The sequence below is a fragment of the Sphaerisporangium sp. NPDC049457 genome (assembly GCF_055586705.1).
Genome location: NZ_JBVJHR010000014.1, coordinates 220,959 through 239,124, shown reverse-complemented (window position 1 = coordinate 239,124; position 18,166 = coordinate 220,959). Strand labels below are relative to the sequence as shown.

The window sequence follows — 18,166 nt, the reverse complement described above, 5'->3', positions numbered from 1 at the left end:
GGCCGTGGGGTCCGGGGACGGCGCCTGCTCGGGGGACGGTGCCTGCTCGGTGGGGGATGTCGGTTCCGGTGGCGGCGCGAGGAGGGGCGGATCCGGCTGCGGCGCAGGGTCCTCTTGGACGCGTGTGCCGGGTTCCGGTGTGGGGGTGTTCTGGGCGAATGTGCTGGGCTGCGGTCCAGGGGCCTTTTGGGCGCTCGTGCCGGGCGGCGGTGTGCGGTCGTGACGGGCGCGCGTGCCCGGGTCCGGTCGGGTCGTGTTCTCGGCTTTCTCGTTGTCGGGCTTTTCGTCCGGTGCGTCCTCCGGAGGGGTGGCGCCTGTCACGGCTGCCTCTTGAAGGTCAGCTTCAGGCCGGTGGCGTCGACGAGGCGCAGGGTCGTACGGGTGAGCCGCATCGTGTACCGCAGCGGTGTCAGCGGCTCCTTGCGGTTGGTGTAGTTCTTGTGCGGCGAGTTGGGGTCTCTGCGCGTCGAGGTGACCTTGCTCGGCGTGAGGGTCAACCGGTGCCCTCGGACGCGCGCCTTGCCCTCCGAGTAGCGGAAGAACTCGACGGTGCCGGCCGCGGTGGGATAGCTCAGCAGCCATGCCTGCTTGTAGCGCCCGGTGCGGGAGAAGCCGAAGGCGAGGGTCGCGTCGCCGCTCGCGGCCTCCCATTTGCCCACCAGGTTCTTGGGAATGGGCGGCTTGGCCGCGGCCTGTGCGGCCGTCGTCCCGCTGGCGGTGCGGTGCGCCCAGATCACCGTGGTGACGGCCGCCCGCGCGCTGTCCGCCGTGCGGGCGCTTCCGGCGGCGGCGTCGGTCGCGCCGGTGGCCCCGCTCCCGCCTCCGATGACCGTCGAGATGGCGACAAACGCCACCAATGCTGGATAAATCATGAATTGTCTAATCTTGGGGCTTATTGTGGTCGCCTCGCCGATCATTCCGCCGCCACGTCCCCTTCTGGTTTCTCGTGACTTCTCCGGCATCATCGAACCGCGCTCCGCGGGGCTGATGACGAATACAGAATGCGCCACGACGAATACCCCGTCCAGCGGAATGTCGCCATAGGTATTACTATTGCGGCACGCTCCGTCCTGCCGGTCGCGCCGGGTTTCTCCAGGTGAACGGGCACCGGCCCGCCGCGAACGCGACGGGCCGGTGAGTGGAAAGGAGACGGGTCGTGCTTACTGAGCCGTCTTGTCGGGGCGTTCGGTGATGCGGATGGCGTTGACGATCGGTTCGCCGACCCGCCCGGTGAACTTCACGTTCAGCTGGCCGTCGGTGACCTTCACCGTGTACTGGCGGCTGAGCGCGGTGTTCTGGCCGGCCGTCCGGGCGATGTCGAGCGCCTGGACCGCGAGCCCGCCCTCGGCGTAGACGTCGAAGACCCGCTTGCCCGGCTGCTTCTGCCGGGTCTCGGCGAAGCCCAGCTCGACGGTGTAGACGCCGTCGGGCACGTTGTCGAACCGGTACTCGTGCATCCCTTCGCGGGCGGAGGCGAACAGGCGCTGCTCGGTGGTGCCGCCGATCGTGGTGCTCGTCGTGGACGCCTTGCCCGCGCCCACGTAGCCGTAGCCGCCGTGGGTGTACTTGCGGTCGGCGGCCCAGGTGTCACCGGCGGCGTCGACCGCCTGCTTGTCGCCGCCGGCCTCGATGGCGACCTGGAGCTTCGGCACCACGACGGACACGACGATCGGGAACGCCGGCTCGCGGCCGCTCGCCGAGCGGACCAGCAGCACGCCGGTGCGGACGGTGCCGGATTGCACGCCCGCGCTGGACGCGGTGATCTGGAGCGTCACGGACTTGCCGGCCTGGATCTCCCCGCTCGCCGGGGTGACGCCCAGCCAGGTCTGCGCCGGGTCGGACTCCACGGTGTAGCTCGTGTCGGCGCCCAGGTTGGACAGCTCGACCGTGCTCTTCCTGGTCGCGCCGGCCGGCATGACCAGGGTGACCTGGCCGGTCGACGCGGTCACCCGGCCGGTGGTCAGTGCGGTGTCGAGCGTGCTGCGCCGCCCGGCCTCCACGGTGACCTGCTTGGTGAGGGTGCCGTAGTGGTCGGCCGAGACCTCCACCTGGTGGTCTCCCGCGGGGACCTCGCCGAGGAAGGTGCCGTCGGCTCCGGTGGTGAAGGAGCCCGCGTCGCCCACCTTGACCGTCGCGCCCGCCAGGGGCTCGCCGTCGTTGGCGTCGGTGACGGTGCCGGCGACCAGCCCGTGCCGCCGGGCGGCGATGGTCAGGCTCTGGTCGTCGCGGAGTGCCGGGATGTCGGAGGAGTACTGGAAGGCGTCGGTGCCGTCCCCGTTCTCGATGCCGACCGTGGCCTTCTCGCCGGCCGCGTAGGTGCTGTCGATCCCGCGGTAGCGGAACCCGATGGAGCCGTCCTCGCCGAGCAGCGCCTCGAACGAGATGAGCGCGTCGACGCCGTAGAACCGCGCTTTGCGCCATTCGACGACGAAGGTCCGGTTCGGCGCGGTGCCGATGGTGGCCGTGTAGAGCCCGGCCCCCTCGTCGAAGATGCCGAGGTCGGTCCAGTACGGGTAGATGGCCGCGTGCGGCCCGCCGGCGGAGGGCAGGGATTCGTGGGTCGGGAACGCGTAGTGGTTGCCGCCGAAGGTCATGAAGCCGTTGGTGCTGACGATGCCGCTGGTGTAGGTCTTGCCGTAGAACGGGAAGGCGAACGGCAGCGCCAGCGTCTGGGTCTCGTCGTCCCAGGCGAGCGGCTCCAGGTGGGTGCCCTCGACGTAGGCGTCGGAGCCGCTCCTGCAGGTGTGGCCGAAGGCGTCGACGTGGCTGTCCAGCTCGATGTCCTTGGCCATGTCACCGGTCACCGTGACGGGCACGGTAGCCTTCTCGGCGCACAGTGAGGTCGCGGTGACCCGCAGGTCGTAGGTCTGGTGCGGCAGCCGCAGCTCGTAGCGGCCGTTCGCGTCGGTGACCGTGGTGGCCGGGGTGCCGGCCGCGGTCACGGTGGCGCCCGCCTCGGGAAGGTTCACGCTGGTGACCGTTCCGGTCACCGTGCTCATGTCCTGGGGCGTCAGCGACAGGTTCTCGGTGACGGTCTGGTCGGTGGAGACGGTGACGGTCGCGGTGGCGTCGTCGTAGGCGAACTTCTTCACGGTGAGCCGGTACTCGCCGCTGAGCAGGCGGGGCAGCGTGTACGTGCCGTCCTGCGCGGTGGGGACCGAGCGGGTCAGCGGCCCGGAGACGCTCACGGTCGCGCCCGCCACGGGGGAGCCGCCGGAGGTGACCTTGCCGGTCAGCGTGCCGAGCTCGCCGGCCGGGCTGGCCTTGACCGCCGCGTAGGCGTCGAGCCTGCCCTCGCCGAAGACGAAGTTGTCCGCGGCGGTGCCGCCGCACCCCTGGTCGTCGACGTCGTTCGCCGTCCCGTCGAGCAGCGCCCGCGTGTTGTCGATGTCGCCCCGCAGGAAGGGGGAGGCCGACCACATCAGCGCGACCGTCGCGGCGACGTGCGGGCTGGCCATCGAGGTGCCGGACTTCAGGCCGTAGCCGTCGCCGGGCAGCGCGGAGCGGATGTTGACGCCGGGCGCCGCGATGTTCGGCTTGATCTCGCCGTTCTCGCCGGGGCCGCGGGAGGAGAAGTACGCGATGTTGCCGTCGGCGTCGAAGGCGCCGGCGCTGTAGCCGGCGACGTAGCCGCCGGGCGAGCCGGTGGTGCCGCACGCCGGGCCCTCGTTGCCGTTGGAGAACGCGGGGAAGATGCCGGCGGCGACCCACGCCGACACCATCTCCGTGTACCAGAGGTTGATGCCCGCGCCGCCCCAGGAGTTGTTGACGATGTCGGGCGCGAGGTCGGGCCGCGGGTTCTGGTCGTTCAGGTCGGTGGGCGCGAGGATCCACTGCCCGGCGGCGAGCAGCGTGTAGTCGGGGCACCCGCCGACGAGGAGGCACGCCTTCGCGGCGATCCACTTGGCGCCGGGGGCGACGCCGATGTTGTTGGCCCCGCCGTCCCCGCCGACCATGGTGCCGACGGTGTGGGTGCCGTGGCCGCGGTCGTCGCACGGGGCGGCGGCCGGGCACGCGCCGGACGGGTCGAACCAGTTGTAGGCGTGGTCGACGGTGCCGTCGGGCTTGGTGCCGCGGTACTGGGAGACCAGCGCGGGGTGGTTCCACTGCACGCCGGTGTCGATGCTGGCGATGGTGATGCCCTCGCCGTGGTCGCCGAGCTCGTCCCACACCTTGGGGGCGTTGACGCGGTCGACGTTCCACTCGACGGAGGAGGCCTTGGCCTCGGCCTTGCCCGGCAGCGGGTCGGGCAGCGGGACGACCTTGGACGGCTCGATCGACGCGACCTCGGGCAGCTTCGCGATCTCGGCCGCCAGGCCGGCGTCGCCGGTCACCTTGACCGTGTTGACGATCCAGAACGGGGTGAAGTCGGCGTGCGCGGACTTGAGGAGCTTGCGCAGCCCGGCCTGGGAGGCCGCGGCGGTCTCCGTCTTGAGCCGGTAGACCTGCTTGCCCTTGTCGGCCTTGGTCTTGGCGGCGCGCGCGGCGCGCAGGTCGGCGGCGTCCTTCAGGCGCACCCAGAAGGTGGCCTTGTCGTCCTTGGACAGATCAGCCCGGACCGCTTGATCGATCTTGTCGGATGCGGGAGCGGTCTGCGCGGCGCTGTATGCCACGCTCTGCGGGGCCAGCAGGGCGAGTGCGGTTGTCCCGATCAGGGCCGCTCGCCAGAGGCGGGGTATGGACACACGATCTCCTTCACGGGCCCGTGGGGGACCCGTGGGGGGCGGTAAAGGGATGATGTGGGATCTTGCGCACCCACAGGGAGCATCGTGGATGTATCTTGACTTTCTCTGCAAGAGTCGGACAAAAGGTGTTAACCCAGATTTAGCAGGCATCTGGCCAGGATTGCGGCGGCGCGGGGGCTGCGCGGGGGCGTGCGGCGCCGGTGAGCTGCGATGACGCCCGTCCATTCCACGGGTGGCCGTCCGGCTCGGCGAAGCCCGCGTGGGCGTGACGTATTCCCGCCAATGGCGCACTACGACACGCGGCGCGGCCTCCCGGAGCCGTTCGGTTTCCGTGGCGGCGCGCCTCCCGGAGCCGTTCACCTCCGCTCACTTCCGCGGCGGCGCGGGCTCTCGAAGCCGTACACTTCCGCGGCGGCACGAGCGGCGCGGTCCCGATAGTCTCGCAAGGGTGAACGGTGGCTCCCGCCCTCGCCGTACGCCGCCGCGCGCAGGCGCCGAGCGGCCCTGTCCGTGCGGCCTGCCCGCCGCCTACGCCGAGTGCTGCGGCCGGTACCACGCAGGCCGGGCCGCGCCGACGGCCGAGGCGCTCATGCGCTCGCGCTACGCCGCCTTCGCCGTCGAGGACGAGGCCTACCTGCTGCGCACGTGGCACCCTGCCACCCGGCCGGCGCGCGTCGAGTTCGAGCGGGGCATGCGGTGGACCGGCCTGGAGATCGAGGAGGTCTCCGGCGGAAGCCCCGTCCACACCGACGGCACCGTCACCTTCCACGCCCGCTACACCTACGGCGGCCGCCCCGGCGAACTGCGGGAGAAGAGCCGCTTCGTCCGTCACCAGGGCGCCTGGGCCTACCTCGACGCCGTTCACACCGCCTGACACCCCGCGCCGACCGGCCCGCCCGTATCGGGGCGGACAAATCGTGCGGCCGCGGGCGTCGGCGTGCGCAGGCGCCGACGGGCCCGGGTGCGGCGGGCGTGATCAGTCGTCGGCGACGGCGGCGGAACAGCTGATCTCGGCGCCGGTGGCGGCCTTCTGCAGCAGCGCGTAGAGGTGCTCGCGCTCCCGCGGGTCGAGCGCGGCGAACACCTCGTCCTCCGCCATGGCGAGCGCGCACTCGGCCCTGTTGAGCATCTGCGCGCCGGTGTCGGTCAGCTCGACGATGTGGCGGCGGCGGTCCTCGGGTGAGCGCCGCCTGGCGATGAGCTCGGACGCTTCGAGCTCGTTGAGCAACCCGACGATGTTCGTCCCGTCCATCTCGAGCGTGGACGCGAGCGCCTGTTGCGAACAGTCGCCCTGCCCGCGCAGCACCGTCAGGGCCACGAGGTGGCGCGGGCGCAGGCCGAAGGGGGTGAGGACCGTCTCGGCGCGGAGCCGCATGCGGCGCGCCAGGTGATCGAGCAGCGCTCCCGAGCGATGCGTCGGCTCGTTCACGCCCGGCGGGGAGGTCATGACCGAATCCTAGCCGACTTGACGTACAGCCGATGGGCGACTAATCATTTGTCTCGCACCAACGATTTGTGGAGGCAAAGCAATGGCTCATCTTCTGCACCTGGACGCCAGCATCCGGGGCGAGCACTCCGTCAGCCGCAAGCTCACCGCGCGGGCCGTCGCCGCCTGGCGCGCCGCCCACTCCGACGGCACCGTCACCTACCGGGACCTGGGCCGCCATCCGCTGCCGCACTTCGACGAGGCCGGAGGGCTCGCGCGGATAGTGCCGCCCGAGCAGCACACCTCCGCGCAGGCCGCCTCCTGGGCGCTCAGCGAGACGCTGATCGAAGAGGTGCGCCAGGCCGACACGATCGTGCTCGGGCTCCCGCTGTACAACTACGGGCCGCCGAGCTCGGTCAAGGCCTGGGTGGACCACCTGATCGCCCCCGGACTGTCGTACGACGCCGCCACGGGGGCCGGACTGCTCGGCGGCAGGGACTTCGTGGTCATCGCCTCCCGCGGCGGCGGCTACGGGGCGGGCACGCCCCGGGAAGGCTGGGACCACGCGCAGACCTGGCTTCCGCACGGCGTCTCGCTCACGGGCCTGGAGCCGCGGTTCATCACCGCCGAGCTCACCCTCGCCGAGGCGCAGCCCGCGATGGCCGAGTTGATCCCGCTGGCCGTCAAGAGCCTCGCCGCCGCGGAGGAGGCCATCGACGGCCTGTGGGCGCCGGTGGCCGCCCACGCGTGACCCACCCGGAGGTCAGGGGGCGCGGCGGGCCGGGTTCGCCCGCGGTGGGGTTCGGCGGGCCGGGTTCGCCCACGGCGAGGATGCCGAGCAGGGTCGGCGCCGCCGCGGCACCCCATCCGCGCCTCGACGGGCTCGCGGTCGTTGTGCGCGCGGTCGTCGGGCGCGTGGTGTTCCCGGTGCTTCAGCGGAGGTAGCCGAGCTGCGGGAGCTGTTGTTCGTACCGCTCCAGCAGCCGGGCCGCGAGCGTGACCGAGTCGACGAGAGGGTGGACCGCCAGAGCGCGCAGCGCGGCCAGGCGCGAACCGGTGACGGCCGCCTCGATGACCGCGCGCTCGGCCGCCTTGACGCTGGTGACCAGGCCCTGGGCGTGGTCGGGGAGCGGGTCGACGGCCATCGGCCGGGCCCCGTTGGCGTCCACGAAGCAGGGCACCTCGACCACGGCGTCCGCGTCGAGGGCGTCGATGGAGCCGCGGTTGCGGACGTTGAGGATGAGCGTGGCCCGCTCGTCCAGGGCGATCGCCCGCATGAGCGCGAGCGCGACCCGCTCGTAGCCACCGGAGTCCAGGTCGCAGGACGCCCGCTCACCGGCGCCGGCCGCCTCGCGGTTCTCCGCCATGTAGGTGGTCTCGCGTTCCAGCCTGGTGCTCTCCCACAGGGCCAGCGCCGAGCCGCCGGTCTCACCGTAGAAGCGCCGCTGCTGGTCGATGAGCAGGGCCCCGCGCGTGCGCCCGGCGGCGCGCGCGGCCTCCACGGCCTCACGGTGGAAGTAGTAGTAGTGCAGGTACTCGTTGGGGATGGCGCCGATCGTGCGCAGCCACTCGGCGCCGAACAGCTTGCCCTCCTCGAAGGAGGTCAGGGCCCCCTCGTCGGCGAGCAGGCCGGGCAGCAGGTCGCGGCCGCCCACGCGCACGGCGCGCAGCCAGCCGAGGTGGTTGAGGCCGGCGTAGTCGAGCCGGACGGCCGCGGGGTCCACGCCGAGCGCGTGCGCCACCCGGCGGCCGAGCCCGACCGGCGAGTCGCAGATGCCGATGACGCGGTCGCCGAGGTGGCGGGACATCGCCTCGGTGACCGTGCCGGCCGGGTTGGTGAAGTTGATGACCCAGGCGTCCGGCGCCAGGGCGGCGACCCTGCGGGCGATGTGGCCCGCCACCGGCAGCGTGCGCAGACCGTAGGCGATGCCGCCCGCCCCCACCGTCTCCTGGCCGAGCACGCCCTCGGCGAGAGCGACCCTCTCGTCCACGGCGCGCCCTTCGAGCCCGCCGACGCGGATCGCGGAGAAGACGAAGTCGGCGCCGGTGATCGCCTCGTCGAGGTCGGTGGTGGCCTCGACCTGCGGGGCGCCGGGCACGTCCCGCGCCTGCTCGGCGAGCACCCGGCCGATCGCCGCGATGCGGGAGTCGTCCAGGTCGTGCAGGGTGACGTGCGTGACCCGGCCCTCACCCTGGTCCTGCAGCAGAGCCCGGTAGACCAGCGGCACCCTGAAGCCCCCGCCGCCGAGAATGGTCAGCCTCATACCTCGATCACCCCTGCCCCCGCTCCACGCGACGCGGCGCCGGTCGCCGGCTCCTCGGTCACATCCATAGGCCGACTCAATCATTTCCGGCCGGATCCCTGCCAATAGAGTGCTCGCAGGATGCGCGCCCGGACGCCGCCGCGGCCGTGACGACGTCCGCGCGACCCTCCCCGGCCGGCGGGCGGACCGCGCGTTCCTCAAGAAGGAGGACTGTGAGGCTCAAGGTGGCGGTGGCCGGGCTCGGCGCGATCGCCCAGACGGTGCACCTGCCGTTGCTGGAGCGGCGCGGCGACCTGTTCGAGGTGGTGGCCGTGTGCGATCTGTCGGCCTCGCTCACCGCGCGGATGGCCGACCGGTACGGTGTGCCCAGGCGCTACACCGACGTGACCGCGATGCTCGACGCCGGCGGCTTCGACGCGGTCGTGGTGCTGACCTCCGGCTCGCACGGGCGGGTCGTCGCCGACGCGCTGCGCCGGGGCCACGCCGTGCTGTGCGAGAAGCCCCTCGCCTACACCCGCGCGGAGATCGACGAGATCGCCGTGCTCGAAGACCCAGAACGGCCCCGCCTGATGGTCGGCTACATGAAGCAGTACGACCCGGCCGTCCAGCGGATGGCGGGCCGGCTCAGCGGCGTGCGCGCCGTCCAGATCACCGTCCTGCATCCGGGGGACGGCTCGCAGCTCGCCTTCGCCCGGCTTCCCGCGCCGCCCGCCGACGTGCCCGCCGAGGTGGCCGCCCGGCTCCGCGCGCAGGACGACGAGCTGGTCCGCGCCGCGATCGGCGACGCCGGGCCCGAGGCGCGGTGGCTCTACCGGACCATCCTCAACAGCATCTGCCACGACCTGTCGCTGCTGCGGCTGCTCGCCGGCGGGCCCGGCGGCGTCGACCACGTGACGACCTGGCCGGGGCCGGGCGGACGGTCGGCCGAGCTGTCGGGGCCGTTGCGGGCCGGCGGCAGGTACGCCGTCCACTGGCACTACCTGGAGGACTACCCCGCCTACCGGGAGACCGTGGCCGTGCACCACGCCACAGGCACCTTCGAGGTGGTGTTCCCCACGCCGTACCTGCTGGGCGCGGCCGCCCGGCTGACCGACGTGAGCGCCCAGGGCCGCCTGTCCTTCCAGGACGTCACCCCGTCCTTCGAACGGGAGCTCGTCGCCTTCCACGAGATGGTCACCCTCGGCGCGCCGCCCCTCACCGGTGTGCGGGGCGCCCTGGAGGACGTCATGACCGCCCAGCAGGCGGTGAACAGGCTCCTCTCCCGCGACGACGTGCCCCCCGCCGGCGAGTCCCGCGCCGAGGCGGAGGTCGTCTAGTTCCTGCCGCAGCGTCGGCAGGCGTTCGAACACCTCGGCGTACTCCTCATCACGTGCGGCGTTGAACTCCGCGATGACCGACCGTTCATGCGCCGCGTCGGTGAAGCCATAGGCAGAACGCGGGCGCTGCCGCCCTGGTGGTGTATGCGGTCGGACGAGTCGTCGCACTTCGCATGCACCACGTCCTCTCGCGTCCGTGCCTGTCATCTAGTGCTCAGCAGGCTTGATCACGACTCTTGAGGTGCATCCGCTTGCGTCCCGGATGGCGGACCCACCTCCGATGCTTGGGCAGCAACGGCTCGATGACCGCCCATGAATCCGGTCACGTCTATCAGGACTCGCGGGCGGCGGATCCGATGATCATGACATCTTGCTCTCGTCTGTCAGGAAGGCATCCGGGGGGGATGGTCACACCCGTGGGTGGGTGAGTCTTCCACGACGCACCTCCGCCGCTGAGCACCATCCGATCCCCTGCGATAAAGGTGCCAGACCCCGGGATCTGAACTCCGCGTTCGCCCTCCACGGTTACCGGCTCGGCATCCTGCGGCCAGACGGGAACAGCCTCAGTGTTATCGTTGAAGGCGACTCTCAGGCATTTGCTCTGCCCGTCATATTTGAGAGTTATGCGAGCTTCCACTTGATGTGTAGCTCGGTAGGTGTGCGAGAAAATGATCGGATCCCGTCCGTGCACGCTCACCTCGTCTGCGCTTGCGGTGCATGAGGCGACAGCAATGAGAACTGCCGAGATCAAGCAGATGCCGATGGTACGTCGCAGGGTAACTCACCTCTTCGGGGGGCCGCGTGCCGGTTGTGGAATGCGGTGAAACTGCCGCTGTGCCGGCACGCTGGTGTCGCCTTGCTGTACTGATTACCTCGTCCAGATCTGCCAGCTGGAACCCATGCCTCCAGCGTCATTCAGCCTGTCGGCGGCTACAGCCCAAGAGGCGGTGTCGCAGATCGTGCAGTTCGTCCCACCGGAGTGAATGCCCCAGGCACGGTTGCCATAGTACCACGGCCCTCCGCTATCTCCGCCTTCGGAGATATCATCCGTTTCGATATTTCCGCGATACGTCTTTCCATCACCATAATCCACCGTGACGTTGACATCGGTGATGTCATCACACGCGGCACCTGTCGTTCTTCCGAAATGACAGACCGGCTGGCCGATAACTGGCGAAGTTCCGACATCGTCGGCGTAGCGGGGAAGATTCCAGTCGTAGAAGAACGTGCGGGTTCTCGTCATCCCGCCACCCTCATAACGTGCGAGGTCGTAGTCGCTTGCGCGGAAGAACCGTGAGATGGTGGTTGTCCGTGTGTCGTAGCTGGGGTGGTTTTTGTACGTGTAGTACGTGACGACATCGGCGCAATGGCGCGCGGTCGCACTGGCTGTGGTTCCTGTCGATGCGTTCCTGATGTTGAACCCGTTAGTGCAGTTGCCACTGCCGTTCAGGAGGCCGCCACCACGAAGGTAGTCGTCTTCTTTGCGAATTCCGAGCCCAGGGTCAACGGTCACGACAACGTTAATGTTGGGGTTGTTCGGCTTGTCCAGTTCGGATGCGACAGAGTCACGCAGAGAGTCGCTGGTGCCAAGGATGCCCATCGTCTCGGGCCGAGGTTTAAGGTTCAGGGAGATGCGGCCCGTCTCGGCGTTGTACCTGCCGACCCACATGGCAATGTCGCCACGCCCCTTCAAGTGAGCTTCGGCAGCGTCGAGGGTGGCCTGTGATTCGAGTTCGGAGAATCCCCTGTCGCTGAACAGGTTTACTTCGGCGGGGAGCGAGCGGGCAAGCGTAACGGCGTCGGCGGGAACGGCGCTCTTGAATCCGATCTTTACGCTTCGCCCCTCGTTGGTGATCGCCAGATCGGCCAGATCGTTCGGGAATCGCTGCTTGAGCTGGTGTGCGACCGCATTGACGGCTGGTGTCCAGCTGTAGCGTTCTATGGCCTCGGCGAAGGTGATGCCTTTGTGTTTGGCGATGCGCTGGAGGTCGATGAGTTCAGCGTACGGGATACCGTCGATCTTGATGTCCGGGTCGGGGACCGGCCCGTCCGGCTGAGGAGGTTGGTGGGCGGAACGCTTGTTGATCGCGTCGTCGGCGTAGCGCCTGAGCGCTTCTTCGAAGCCGATACTTTTCGCCTCTGCGCTCTGCTGAATGCTCTGCAGCGTGGTTCGTGTAGGCCGCGGTTGAGAATCGGCTGTTAGCGTGAGCGCAAGCTTGCCCTTGCTGGTTGGCTCAGGATCCTTCTGATCTGCGCCAGCCGTTCCCGGCAGGGCTCCGGCTAACGCTACGAGAGTGGCGGTGATGACAACGGCTCTGCTCGTGCCTCTCATAAGCCCTCCTTCCTCGTTTCTCCGAGAAGGGGAACGGATCCCCGCCCCAGTGTGCTGTCCGATATTTAATAGTCTGTCTGGTGTTGATCGCTTGGGGAATTTAACTTCTTCGTTCCATGTATGTCAAGATCTCTAGTTTGTGACCGAAATAGGAATTAGGTCGTGGATCAATTAAGGGTTGATCGTTGAATCCTTCGTGAATGTGTTCCTTGAACGGCTTGTGCCCGATGAGTCGGTGGTCGCGGTGTGGCGGGCCACGGGAACGAGGGGTGCGCGCGGTCTGTGGGTGAGACCACCCCGCAGTGGGCACCTGGGGGTGCGGCTGACAGGCTGGGTCTTCCGAGGCGCGAGCATGGGAGGGCGTTGGAGATGACGCAGCAGGTGCCCGCCGGGTCGCCCGGCAGGCCGGCGGTGCCGCAGCCGGTGTTGAGCCCGCTCACGACGGCGGCGATCTTCCTGGTGGTGACGGTCGCGCCGGGCGGCGAGCCGGTCGCCAGGGAACTGCTGACCGACCTGCCCGCGCTGCAGCGGTCGGTCGGGTTCCGCGCCCCCGAGGGCCGGCTGAGCGTCGTCGCGGGCATCGGCTCGCAGGCGTGGGACCGGCTGTTCTCCGGGCCGCGCCCGGCCGAGCTGCACGAGTTCCGCGAGCTGAACGGCCCCGAGCACCACGCCGTGTCCACGCCGGGCGACCTGCTGTTCCACGTCCGCGCCATGCGGCTCGACCTGTGCTTCGAGCTGGCCTCCCAGATCATGGAGCGGCTGCGCGGCGCGGTCGTGGTCCGCGACGAGGTGCAGGGCTTCAAGTACTTCGACGTGCGCGACCTGCTCGGCTTCGTCGACGGCACGGAGAACCCGGTGGGCCCGACGGCGGAGGAGGCCGTGCTGATCGGCGGGGAGGACCCGGAGTTCGCCGGCGGCAGCTACGTGATCGTGCAGAAGTACCTGCACGACCTCCAGGCGTGGAACGCCCTGCCGGTGGACGAGCAGGAGAAGGTGATCGGGCGGACGAAGCTGTCCAACATCGAACTGGAGGACGCCGTCAAGCCGGACGACTCGCACGTCGCCCTCACCACGATCACCGACCCGGACGGCACCGAGCGGCGCATCCTGCGCGACAACATGCCGTTCGGCAACGTCGGCAAGGGCGAGTTCGGCACCTACTTCATCGGGTACGCCCGTACGCCCGAGGTGACCGAGAAGATGCTGGAGAACATGTTCCTGGGAGACCCGCCGGCCAGGCATGACAGGATCCTGGACTTCTCCACGGCGGTGACCGGCACGCTGTTCTTCGTGCCGACCGTCGACTTCCTCGACGACCTTCCAGACCCCCCGGGCGCCGGCGTCGTGACACAGGCCGGCACCGGATCCGAGGTACGGGCCCGCGACGACGGGTCCCTGGGCATCGGCGATCTCAAGAGGAGCACGTCCTGATGAACAACTTGCACCGCGAACTGGCGCCCATCTCCGGCGCGGCGTGGGCCGACCTCGAGGAGGAGGCGCGGCGCACGTTCCAACGCCACGTGGCCGGCCGGCGGGTCGTCGACGTCCCCGAGCCGGCCGGGCTGGAGCTGGCCGCGGTCTCCACCGGGCACCTGGACTCCATCGAGCCGCCCGCCACGGGGGTCGTCGCCCGTACCCGCAGGTCCCAGCCGATCCTGGAGCTGCGGGTGCCGTTCACGGTCGACCGCCGCCAGGTGGACGACGTCGAGCGGGGCGCCAAGGACGCCGACTGGCAGCCGGTCAAGGACGCCGCGAAGCGCATCGCGTTCGCCGAGGACCGCGCGGTCTTCCAGGGGTACGCCGCGGCGGGCATCGCCGGCATCCGCGACAGTTCCTCCAACCCGGCGCTCACGCTGCCGGACGAGGTGGGCGACTACCCCGACGTGGTCAGCCGGGCCATCTCCGCGCTGCGCCTGGCGGGCGTCGGCGGCCCGTACGACCTGGCGCTGAGCGCCGACGCCTACACCGCCGTGAGCGAGACCGCGGTGCACGGCTACCCGGTGATCGAGCACATCGCCCGCCTGCTGGACGGGAAGATCATCTGGGCGCCCGCCATCGACGGCGCGTTCCTGCTGTCCAGCCGCGGCGGTGACTTCGAGCTGTGCGTCGGCCAGGACCTGTCCATCGGCTACCTGTCCCACGACGCCGACACCATCGAGCTGTACTTCCAGGAGACGCTGACCTTCCTGGTGCACACCGCCGAGGCGGCGGTCGCGCTCACCCCGGCGTCCCCGGTCATCGCCTGAGATCCATTCTCCGCCGCCCGGCCGCCGGGAGGTAGCACCGCCCTCCCGGTGCGATTTTCGGCGGCGGAGGGACGCGTCCGGGCGCTCGAGGAGGGCTTCCGGTCGCCGGGGCGGACTTCATGTCCGGCGCGCAATTCCGCAATTCCCCGCGAATGGCCGCTTGTCCGGGGTGTTGCGGACGTGCTCAATCATGTGTTACTTTTCTGCGCGTTCGACTGCTCGGTAAGTGATTCCTGATTCTCCACCATTCGACTGCGTACGGGGACGCCGTGAGTGTGAGAAAGGCACTGTTCAGAGCCACGAAGCTGGCGCCCAGGCGAGCCATGGGCCATCTGGACCGCTTTACATCGAACCGTCGCGGAGCACGGCGCAGCCGCTCATCGTGCCATCGCGCCTGCCCTCCCGATATCCCGTCCGAACCATAACCGTAGTCGCGTCCGCGCCGGTCACTGGCCGGTGAGGCGTACTTACGCGTGTCCCGCCGGGCGGGACGCACGCGGTTCCCCCTCGCATTCCGGCGCCTGTCGCGCCGGTACTCGTGCCGCCGGTTCCGTATGGCGGAAAGCGTTTACCGAGCAAAGTCGCGCATGCGCGTCCGCGTTATGCGCCGGGTGGCGGAAATCCATTGGCGCCGCCGCCGTCAGAGTTTCATCGAGCATAAAAGGAGAGAGAAAATGAACGCATCCAGGACCAACCTCAAGGGCAGGTTCGCGGTCGCGGCGTCGCTGGCGGCGGCCGCGGCGCTCGCCGGCGGCCTCACCGCCGGCCCCGCCGCCGCCTCGACGTCCTCGGCGCTCGCCGGGACGTGCGAGTTCAGCCGCACCCTCTGCTTATTCGAGGACGCCGGGTACGGCGGCGCGCGGTTCACCGCGCAGGCGCTGACTCCTCCCGCGGGCGTCTGTGTCGACCTCGTGGCACACGGCTGGGGCTCTGGACGGGCCCACTCGGCGATCAACACCGCCACTCAGATCGCCACGCTGTGGACCAACACCGACTGCACCGGCACCCCCTTGCCGGTGTACCCGGGCAGCTACCCGAGCTTCACCTTCAACGCGGGCAGCGTCTTCGTGTACTGATCCTCAGAGGGCATCGCACCGCGGGGAGGGCCACGAGCGGCGGCCCTCCCCGCGGGCACGCCGCGCGCCGCGCCCGCCGGCGGCATCGTTCCTTGGCGGACACGTGACGCTCGCGCGGGCGAGGCTTGGCCTGGCGCTCGGTAATCTGGTCCCCACGGCAGCGGACCTGCGGAGGAGCGCTTTGCCATGTCTGAATTCTGGGACGTCAAGCACCGTCTGTGCGACGCGGTCAACGCTCATGACATGGAGCGGGTGCTCGAGTGCTACAGCCCGGACGCCGTCTACGTGGCGCCCGCGGGCATAGTCGAAGGACACGAACAGATCGCCTGGCTCTACGAGCAGTACTTCAAGGCATTCGAAGACTTCCACCTGACGCCGTGGTTCGAGGTGGCCGACGCCGACACTCCCGCGGTGACCGAATGGACGGTCACCGGCACCCACACCGGCCCTCTGCTGCTGCCCGACGGGCGCGAGGTGGAGGCGACCGGCCGCCGGGTCATCTTCCGCGCCACCTGTTCGACCTTCGTGGAGCACGGCAAGATCGTCGCGCACCGCGAGTACTTCGACCAGCTCGAACTGTACAGCCAGCTCGGCTTCGGCCTCGTGCAGCTGGACCCTTCCCTGCGCTTCGCGGACGCCGGCTAGCGCGCTCCCACGACATCTCGGCGGGCCGGGCGCCGTAGGGCGGCGCCGGCATCGCCATCAGCGTGGGGTGGCGGCCTCGATGAGCTCCTGGAGGCGCAGCCCGCGCGCGGCGTCCAGCTCGCCGGAACGGCCCGCGCGGACGGCGGCGGCGAACTCGGCGCGCAGGACGGGCCAGCTCTCGTCGTGGTCGATGGCGGAGGTGTCGTAGAGCAGCGACCCCGCCGGGCCGAACAGCTCGACCTGCGTGCGCGCCCCGGCCAGCGGCACGCTGCCCGACAACGTCGCCTGGCTGACGGCTCCGCCGGCGTGCTCGCAGGTCAGCTCCACCCACCGGCGCGGGTCGCCGGTGCCCCTGATGGCGGTGATCGGCCCGATCGCGGCGTCCAGCAGGTCCAGCAGGTGCGGGCCGAGGTCGAGCAGGGCCCCCTCCTGGAGCCGCCAGCCGGTGGCGAACTCCCCGCCGAGGAAGGCGCCGTGCAGGTAGCACGAGCGGGCGCCGGTCGTCTCGAAGCCGGCCGCACGGCGCAGGAAATCACGCGTGGCCGGGTGGTAACGCTTGGTCAGCACCATCTGCGACACCACGCCGGCGGCGGCGACGGCGTCGGCCACCGCGCGGGCCGTGGCGAGGTCGGGCCCGAGCGGCTTCTCCAGCAGCAGCGCCTTGCCCGCCTTGGCCGCGCGTACGGCGAGCTCGCCCTGCACGGCGGGCGGGACGGCGAACGCGACGGCCTCGCAGCGGTCGAACAGCTCCTCCGGCGTGCCGGCGACGGCGGCGCCGTACGGCGCGGCGACCTCGCGGGCCGCCTCCGGGCGGCGCGCCCAGACGGCGGCGAGCCGCGTCTCGGGGCCGGCGGCCAGCATGCGGGCGTGCATGGCGCGGGCCCATGGCCCGGCGCCGATCAGTCCGACCTCGATGGGGGTGGTGGTGCTCACAGGGTCTCTCCGGGCGTGGTGCTCACAGATCTTCTCCCGCCGGAGGGCGGGACGGGCGGGCCGCCGCCAGGCGGGCGTCGGCCTGGTCGGGGGCGTACAGGTGCTCGACCACCATCGCGGTGGCCCCGGCGAGCGCGGCCCGCTCGCCCAGCCGGGAGGTGACGACCTGCAGGTTGCGCGTGGCGCGGGGCAGGGCGCGCTGGTACAGCAGCTCGCGGACCCCGGTGACGAAGTGGGTCTCGGCCAGGTCTCCGGCGATCATCAGGACGCCGGGGTTGAGCAGGGTGACGACGGTGGCGAGCACTTCGCCGCAGCGCCTGCCGGCCTCGCGGGCCAGCCGCACCGCGTCGGGGGCGCCGGCGTCGAGGTGGGCGCGGACGCCGGCGGCCGACTCGGTGGGCACGCCGAGCGCGGTGAGCTGCGCGGCAAGGGCCCGGCCGCTGGCGACGGCGGCCAGGCAGCCGTAGGAGCCGCACATGCAGCGGGCGTCCTGCTGGTCGTGCAGGCGGATGTGGCCGAGGTCGCCGGCGCCGCCGTCGATGCCGCGGAAGGCCGCGCCGTCGATGACGACGCCCGCGCCGATGCCGGTGGAGACCTTGACCAGGACGAACGCGGAGCAGTCGGCGAAGGAGGCGCGCTGCTCGCCGAGCGCCATCAGGTTGGCGTCGTTGTCGACCATGACGGGGACGGCGGTGTCCACTCCGGCGTGCCGGTTCACGTACTCCTGCGTGCGCTCGGGCACCGGGTAGCCGTCCCAGCCCGGCATGATCGGCGGCCGGACCACCCGTCCCGTCGAGGAGTCGACCGGCCCGGGCAGCGACAGGCCGACCCCGCACACCGCCTCAGGGGCGACGCCGGCCGTGGCCAGCAGGCCGGCGAACCAGGAGGCCAGCCGGTCGAGCACCGGCTCGGGGCCGTCCTCGACCAGCAGGACCCCCTCGTGCTCGGCCAGGACCTCGCCGGCCAGGTCGAGGACGGCGGCGCGCGCGTGCGTGGTGTCCAGGTCGGCGGCCAGGACGACGGCGTGCCCGGTGTCGAACTCCAGCCGGACGGAGGGACGCCCCCCGGTGGACGGGCCGCCGGTGACCTCGCGCAGCCAGCCCGCGGCGAACAGCTGGTCCAGCCGCTGGCCGACGGTGGAGCGGGACAGGCCGGTGACGCGCTGGAGCTCGGTGCGGGTGTTGGCCTGCCCGGTGCGGATCAGTTCCAGCAGGTGACCGGCCGTGCTCCAGGGCGTCGCCAT

At 70.6% G+C, this 18,166-nt stretch carries 14 protein-coding genes; 7 read left to right on the top strand and 7 right to left on the bottom strand.

Features of this window, described 5'->3' with window-relative positions; genetic code table 11:
- Nucleotides 1-317 precede the first annotated feature (317 nt).
- Complete coding sequence (locus ACZ6QO_RS22990; protein ID WP_465853629.1) at nt 318-854, bottom strand: hypothetical protein; 537 nt, start codon at nt 852-854, stop codon at nt 318-320.
- Nucleotides 855-1,160: 306 nt separating this feature from the next.
- Entirely contained in the window at nt 1,161-4,685 is a 3,525-nt protein-coding gene (locus tag ACZ6QO_RS22985) for a S8 family serine peptidase (protein WP_465853628.1), read from the bottom strand.
- 448 nt (nt 4,686-5,133) lie between these two features.
- On the opposite strand from ACZ6QO_RS22985, the gene ACZ6QO_RS22980 reads away from it, so the two are divergent.
- Nucleotides 5,134-5,559 (top strand): YchJ family protein, encoded by a 426-nt coding sequence (locus tag ACZ6QO_RS22980; RefSeq protein WP_465853627.1) that lies wholly within the window; start codon nt 5,134-5,136, stop codon nt 5,557-5,559.
- Between the two features lie 102 nt (nt 5,560-5,661).
- Here ACZ6QO_RS22980 and ACZ6QO_RS22975 read toward each other — a convergent pair whose 3' ends face one another.
- Complete coding sequence (locus ACZ6QO_RS22975; protein WP_465853626.1) at nt 5,662-6,132, bottom strand: MarR family winged helix-turn-helix transcriptional regulator; 471 nt, start codon at nt 6,130-6,132, stop codon at nt 5,662-5,664.
- An 82-nt stretch (nt 6,133-6,214) separates the two neighbouring features.
- On the opposite strand from ACZ6QO_RS22975, the gene ACZ6QO_RS22970 reads away from it, so the two are divergent.
- The gene (locus ACZ6QO_RS22970; protein WP_465853625.1) at nt 6,215-6,862 is read left to right on the top strand and encodes an FMN-dependent NADH-azoreductase; all 648 of its coding nucleotides are present in this window, start codon (nt 6,215-6,217) and stop codon (nt 6,860-6,862) included.
- 181 nt (nt 6,863-7,043) lie between these two features.
- Here the strand turns inward: ACZ6QO_RS22970 and ACZ6QO_RS22965 are convergent, their stop codons facing one another.
- Nucleotides 7,044-8,375: a 6-phospho-beta-glucosidase gene (locus ACZ6QO_RS22965; RefSeq protein WP_465853624.1), complete on the bottom strand. Its 1,332-nt coding sequence runs from the start codon at nt 8,373-8,375 to the stop codon at nt 7,044-7,046.
- A 212-nt stretch (nt 8,376-8,587) separates the two neighbouring features.
- Between ACZ6QO_RS22965 and ACZ6QO_RS22960 the strand changes: the two genes are divergently transcribed.
- Nucleotides 8,588-9,691, top strand: a complete 1,104-nt coding sequence (locus tag ACZ6QO_RS22960) for a Gfo/Idh/MocA family protein (protein ID WP_465853623.1) — start codon at nt 8,588-8,590, stop codon at nt 9,689-9,691.
- A gap of 868 nt (nt 9,692-10,559) precedes the next feature.
- Here the strand turns inward: ACZ6QO_RS22960 and ACZ6QO_RS22955 are convergent.
- On the bottom strand, nt 10,560-12,023 hold the full coding sequence (locus ACZ6QO_RS22955; protein ID WP_465853622.1) for a S1 family peptidase: 1,464 nt from the start codon (nt 12,021-12,023) through the stop codon (nt 10,560-10,562).
- Nucleotides 12,024-12,392: 369 nt separating this feature from the next.
- Here ACZ6QO_RS22955 and ACZ6QO_RS22950 point away from each other — a divergent pair, with 369 nt between their 5' ends.
- The 4 genes from ACZ6QO_RS22950 (at nt 12,393) to ACZ6QO_RS22935 (ending at nt 15,990) form a co-directional block, all read left to right on the top strand.
- The gene (locus ACZ6QO_RS22950) at nt 12,393-13,454 is read left to right on the top strand and encodes a Dyp-type peroxidase (RefSeq protein WP_465853621.1); all 1,062 of its coding nucleotides are present in this window, start codon (nt 12,393-12,395) and stop codon (nt 13,452-13,454) included.
- Nucleotides 13,454-14,269: a family 1 encapsulin nanocompartment shell protein gene (locus tag ACZ6QO_RS22945; protein WP_465853620.1), complete on the top strand. Its 816-nt coding sequence runs from the start codon at nt 13,454-13,456 to the stop codon at nt 14,267-14,269. The genes ACZ6QO_RS22950 and ACZ6QO_RS22945 overlap by 1 nt, the downstream gene beginning before the upstream one ends.
- 674 nt (nt 14,270-14,943) lie before the next feature.
- A complete protein-coding gene (locus ACZ6QO_RS22940; RefSeq protein WP_465853619.1) occupies nt 14,944-15,345 on the top strand; it encodes a peptidase inhibitor family I36 protein in 402 nt (133 codons plus the stop codon).
- A 186-nt stretch (nt 15,346-15,531) separates the two neighbouring features.
- Nucleotides 15,532-15,990: an ester cyclase gene (locus ACZ6QO_RS22935; RefSeq protein WP_465853618.1), complete on the top strand. Its 459-nt coding sequence runs from the start codon at nt 15,532-15,534 to the stop codon at nt 15,988-15,990.
- 57 nt (nt 15,991-16,047) lie between these two features.
- Here ACZ6QO_RS22935 and ACZ6QO_RS22930 read toward each other — a convergent pair whose 3' ends face one another.
- Both ACZ6QO_RS22930 and ACZ6QO_RS22925 read right to left on the bottom strand, forming a co-directional pair.
- A complete protein-coding gene (locus ACZ6QO_RS22930) occupies nt 16,048-16,923 on the bottom strand; it encodes a Gfo/Idh/MocA family protein (RefSeq protein WP_465853617.1) in 876 nt (291 codons plus the stop codon).
- 22 nt (nt 16,924-16,945) lie between these two features.
- On the bottom strand, nt 16,946-18,166 hold the full coding sequence (locus ACZ6QO_RS22925) for an ROK family protein (protein WP_465853616.1): 1,221 nt from the start codon (nt 18,164-18,166) through the stop codon (nt 16,946-16,948).

Coding starts and splice junctions, on each gene's coding strand:
- ACZ6QO_RS22975 (WP_465853626.1), bottom strand. CDS start 6,132: ATGACCTCCCCGCCGGGCGTGAACGAGCCGACGCATCGCTCGGGAGCG.
- ACZ6QO_RS22970 (WP_465853625.1), top strand. CDS start 6,215: ATGGCTCATCTTCTGCACCTGGACGCCAGCATCCGGGGCGAGCACTCC.
- ACZ6QO_RS22965 (WP_465853624.1), bottom strand. CDS start 8,375: ATGAGGCTGACCATTCTCGGCGGCGGGGGCTTCAGGGTGCCGCTGGTC.
- ACZ6QO_RS22955 (WP_465853622.1), bottom strand. CDS start 12,023: ATGAGAGGCACGAGCAGAGCCGTTGTCATCACCGCCACTCTCGTAGCG.
- ACZ6QO_RS22950 (WP_465853621.1), top strand. CDS start 12,393: ATGACGCAGCAGGTGCCCGCCGGGTCGCCCGGCAGGCCGGCGGTGCCG.
- ACZ6QO_RS22945 (WP_465853620.1), top strand. CDS start 13,454: ATGAACAACTTGCACCGCGAACTGGCGCCCATCTCCGGCGCGGCGTGG.
- ACZ6QO_RS22940 (WP_465853619.1), top strand. CDS start 14,944: ATGAACGCATCCAGGACCAACCTCAAGGGCAGGTTCGCGGTCGCGGCG.
- ACZ6QO_RS22935 (WP_465853618.1), top strand. CDS start 15,532: ATGTCTGAATTCTGGGACGTCAAGCACCGTCTGTGCGACGCGGTCAAC.
- ACZ6QO_RS22925 (WP_465853616.1), bottom strand. CDS start 18,166: ATGGCGACGCCCTGGAGCACGGCCGGTCACCTGCTGGAACTGATCCGC.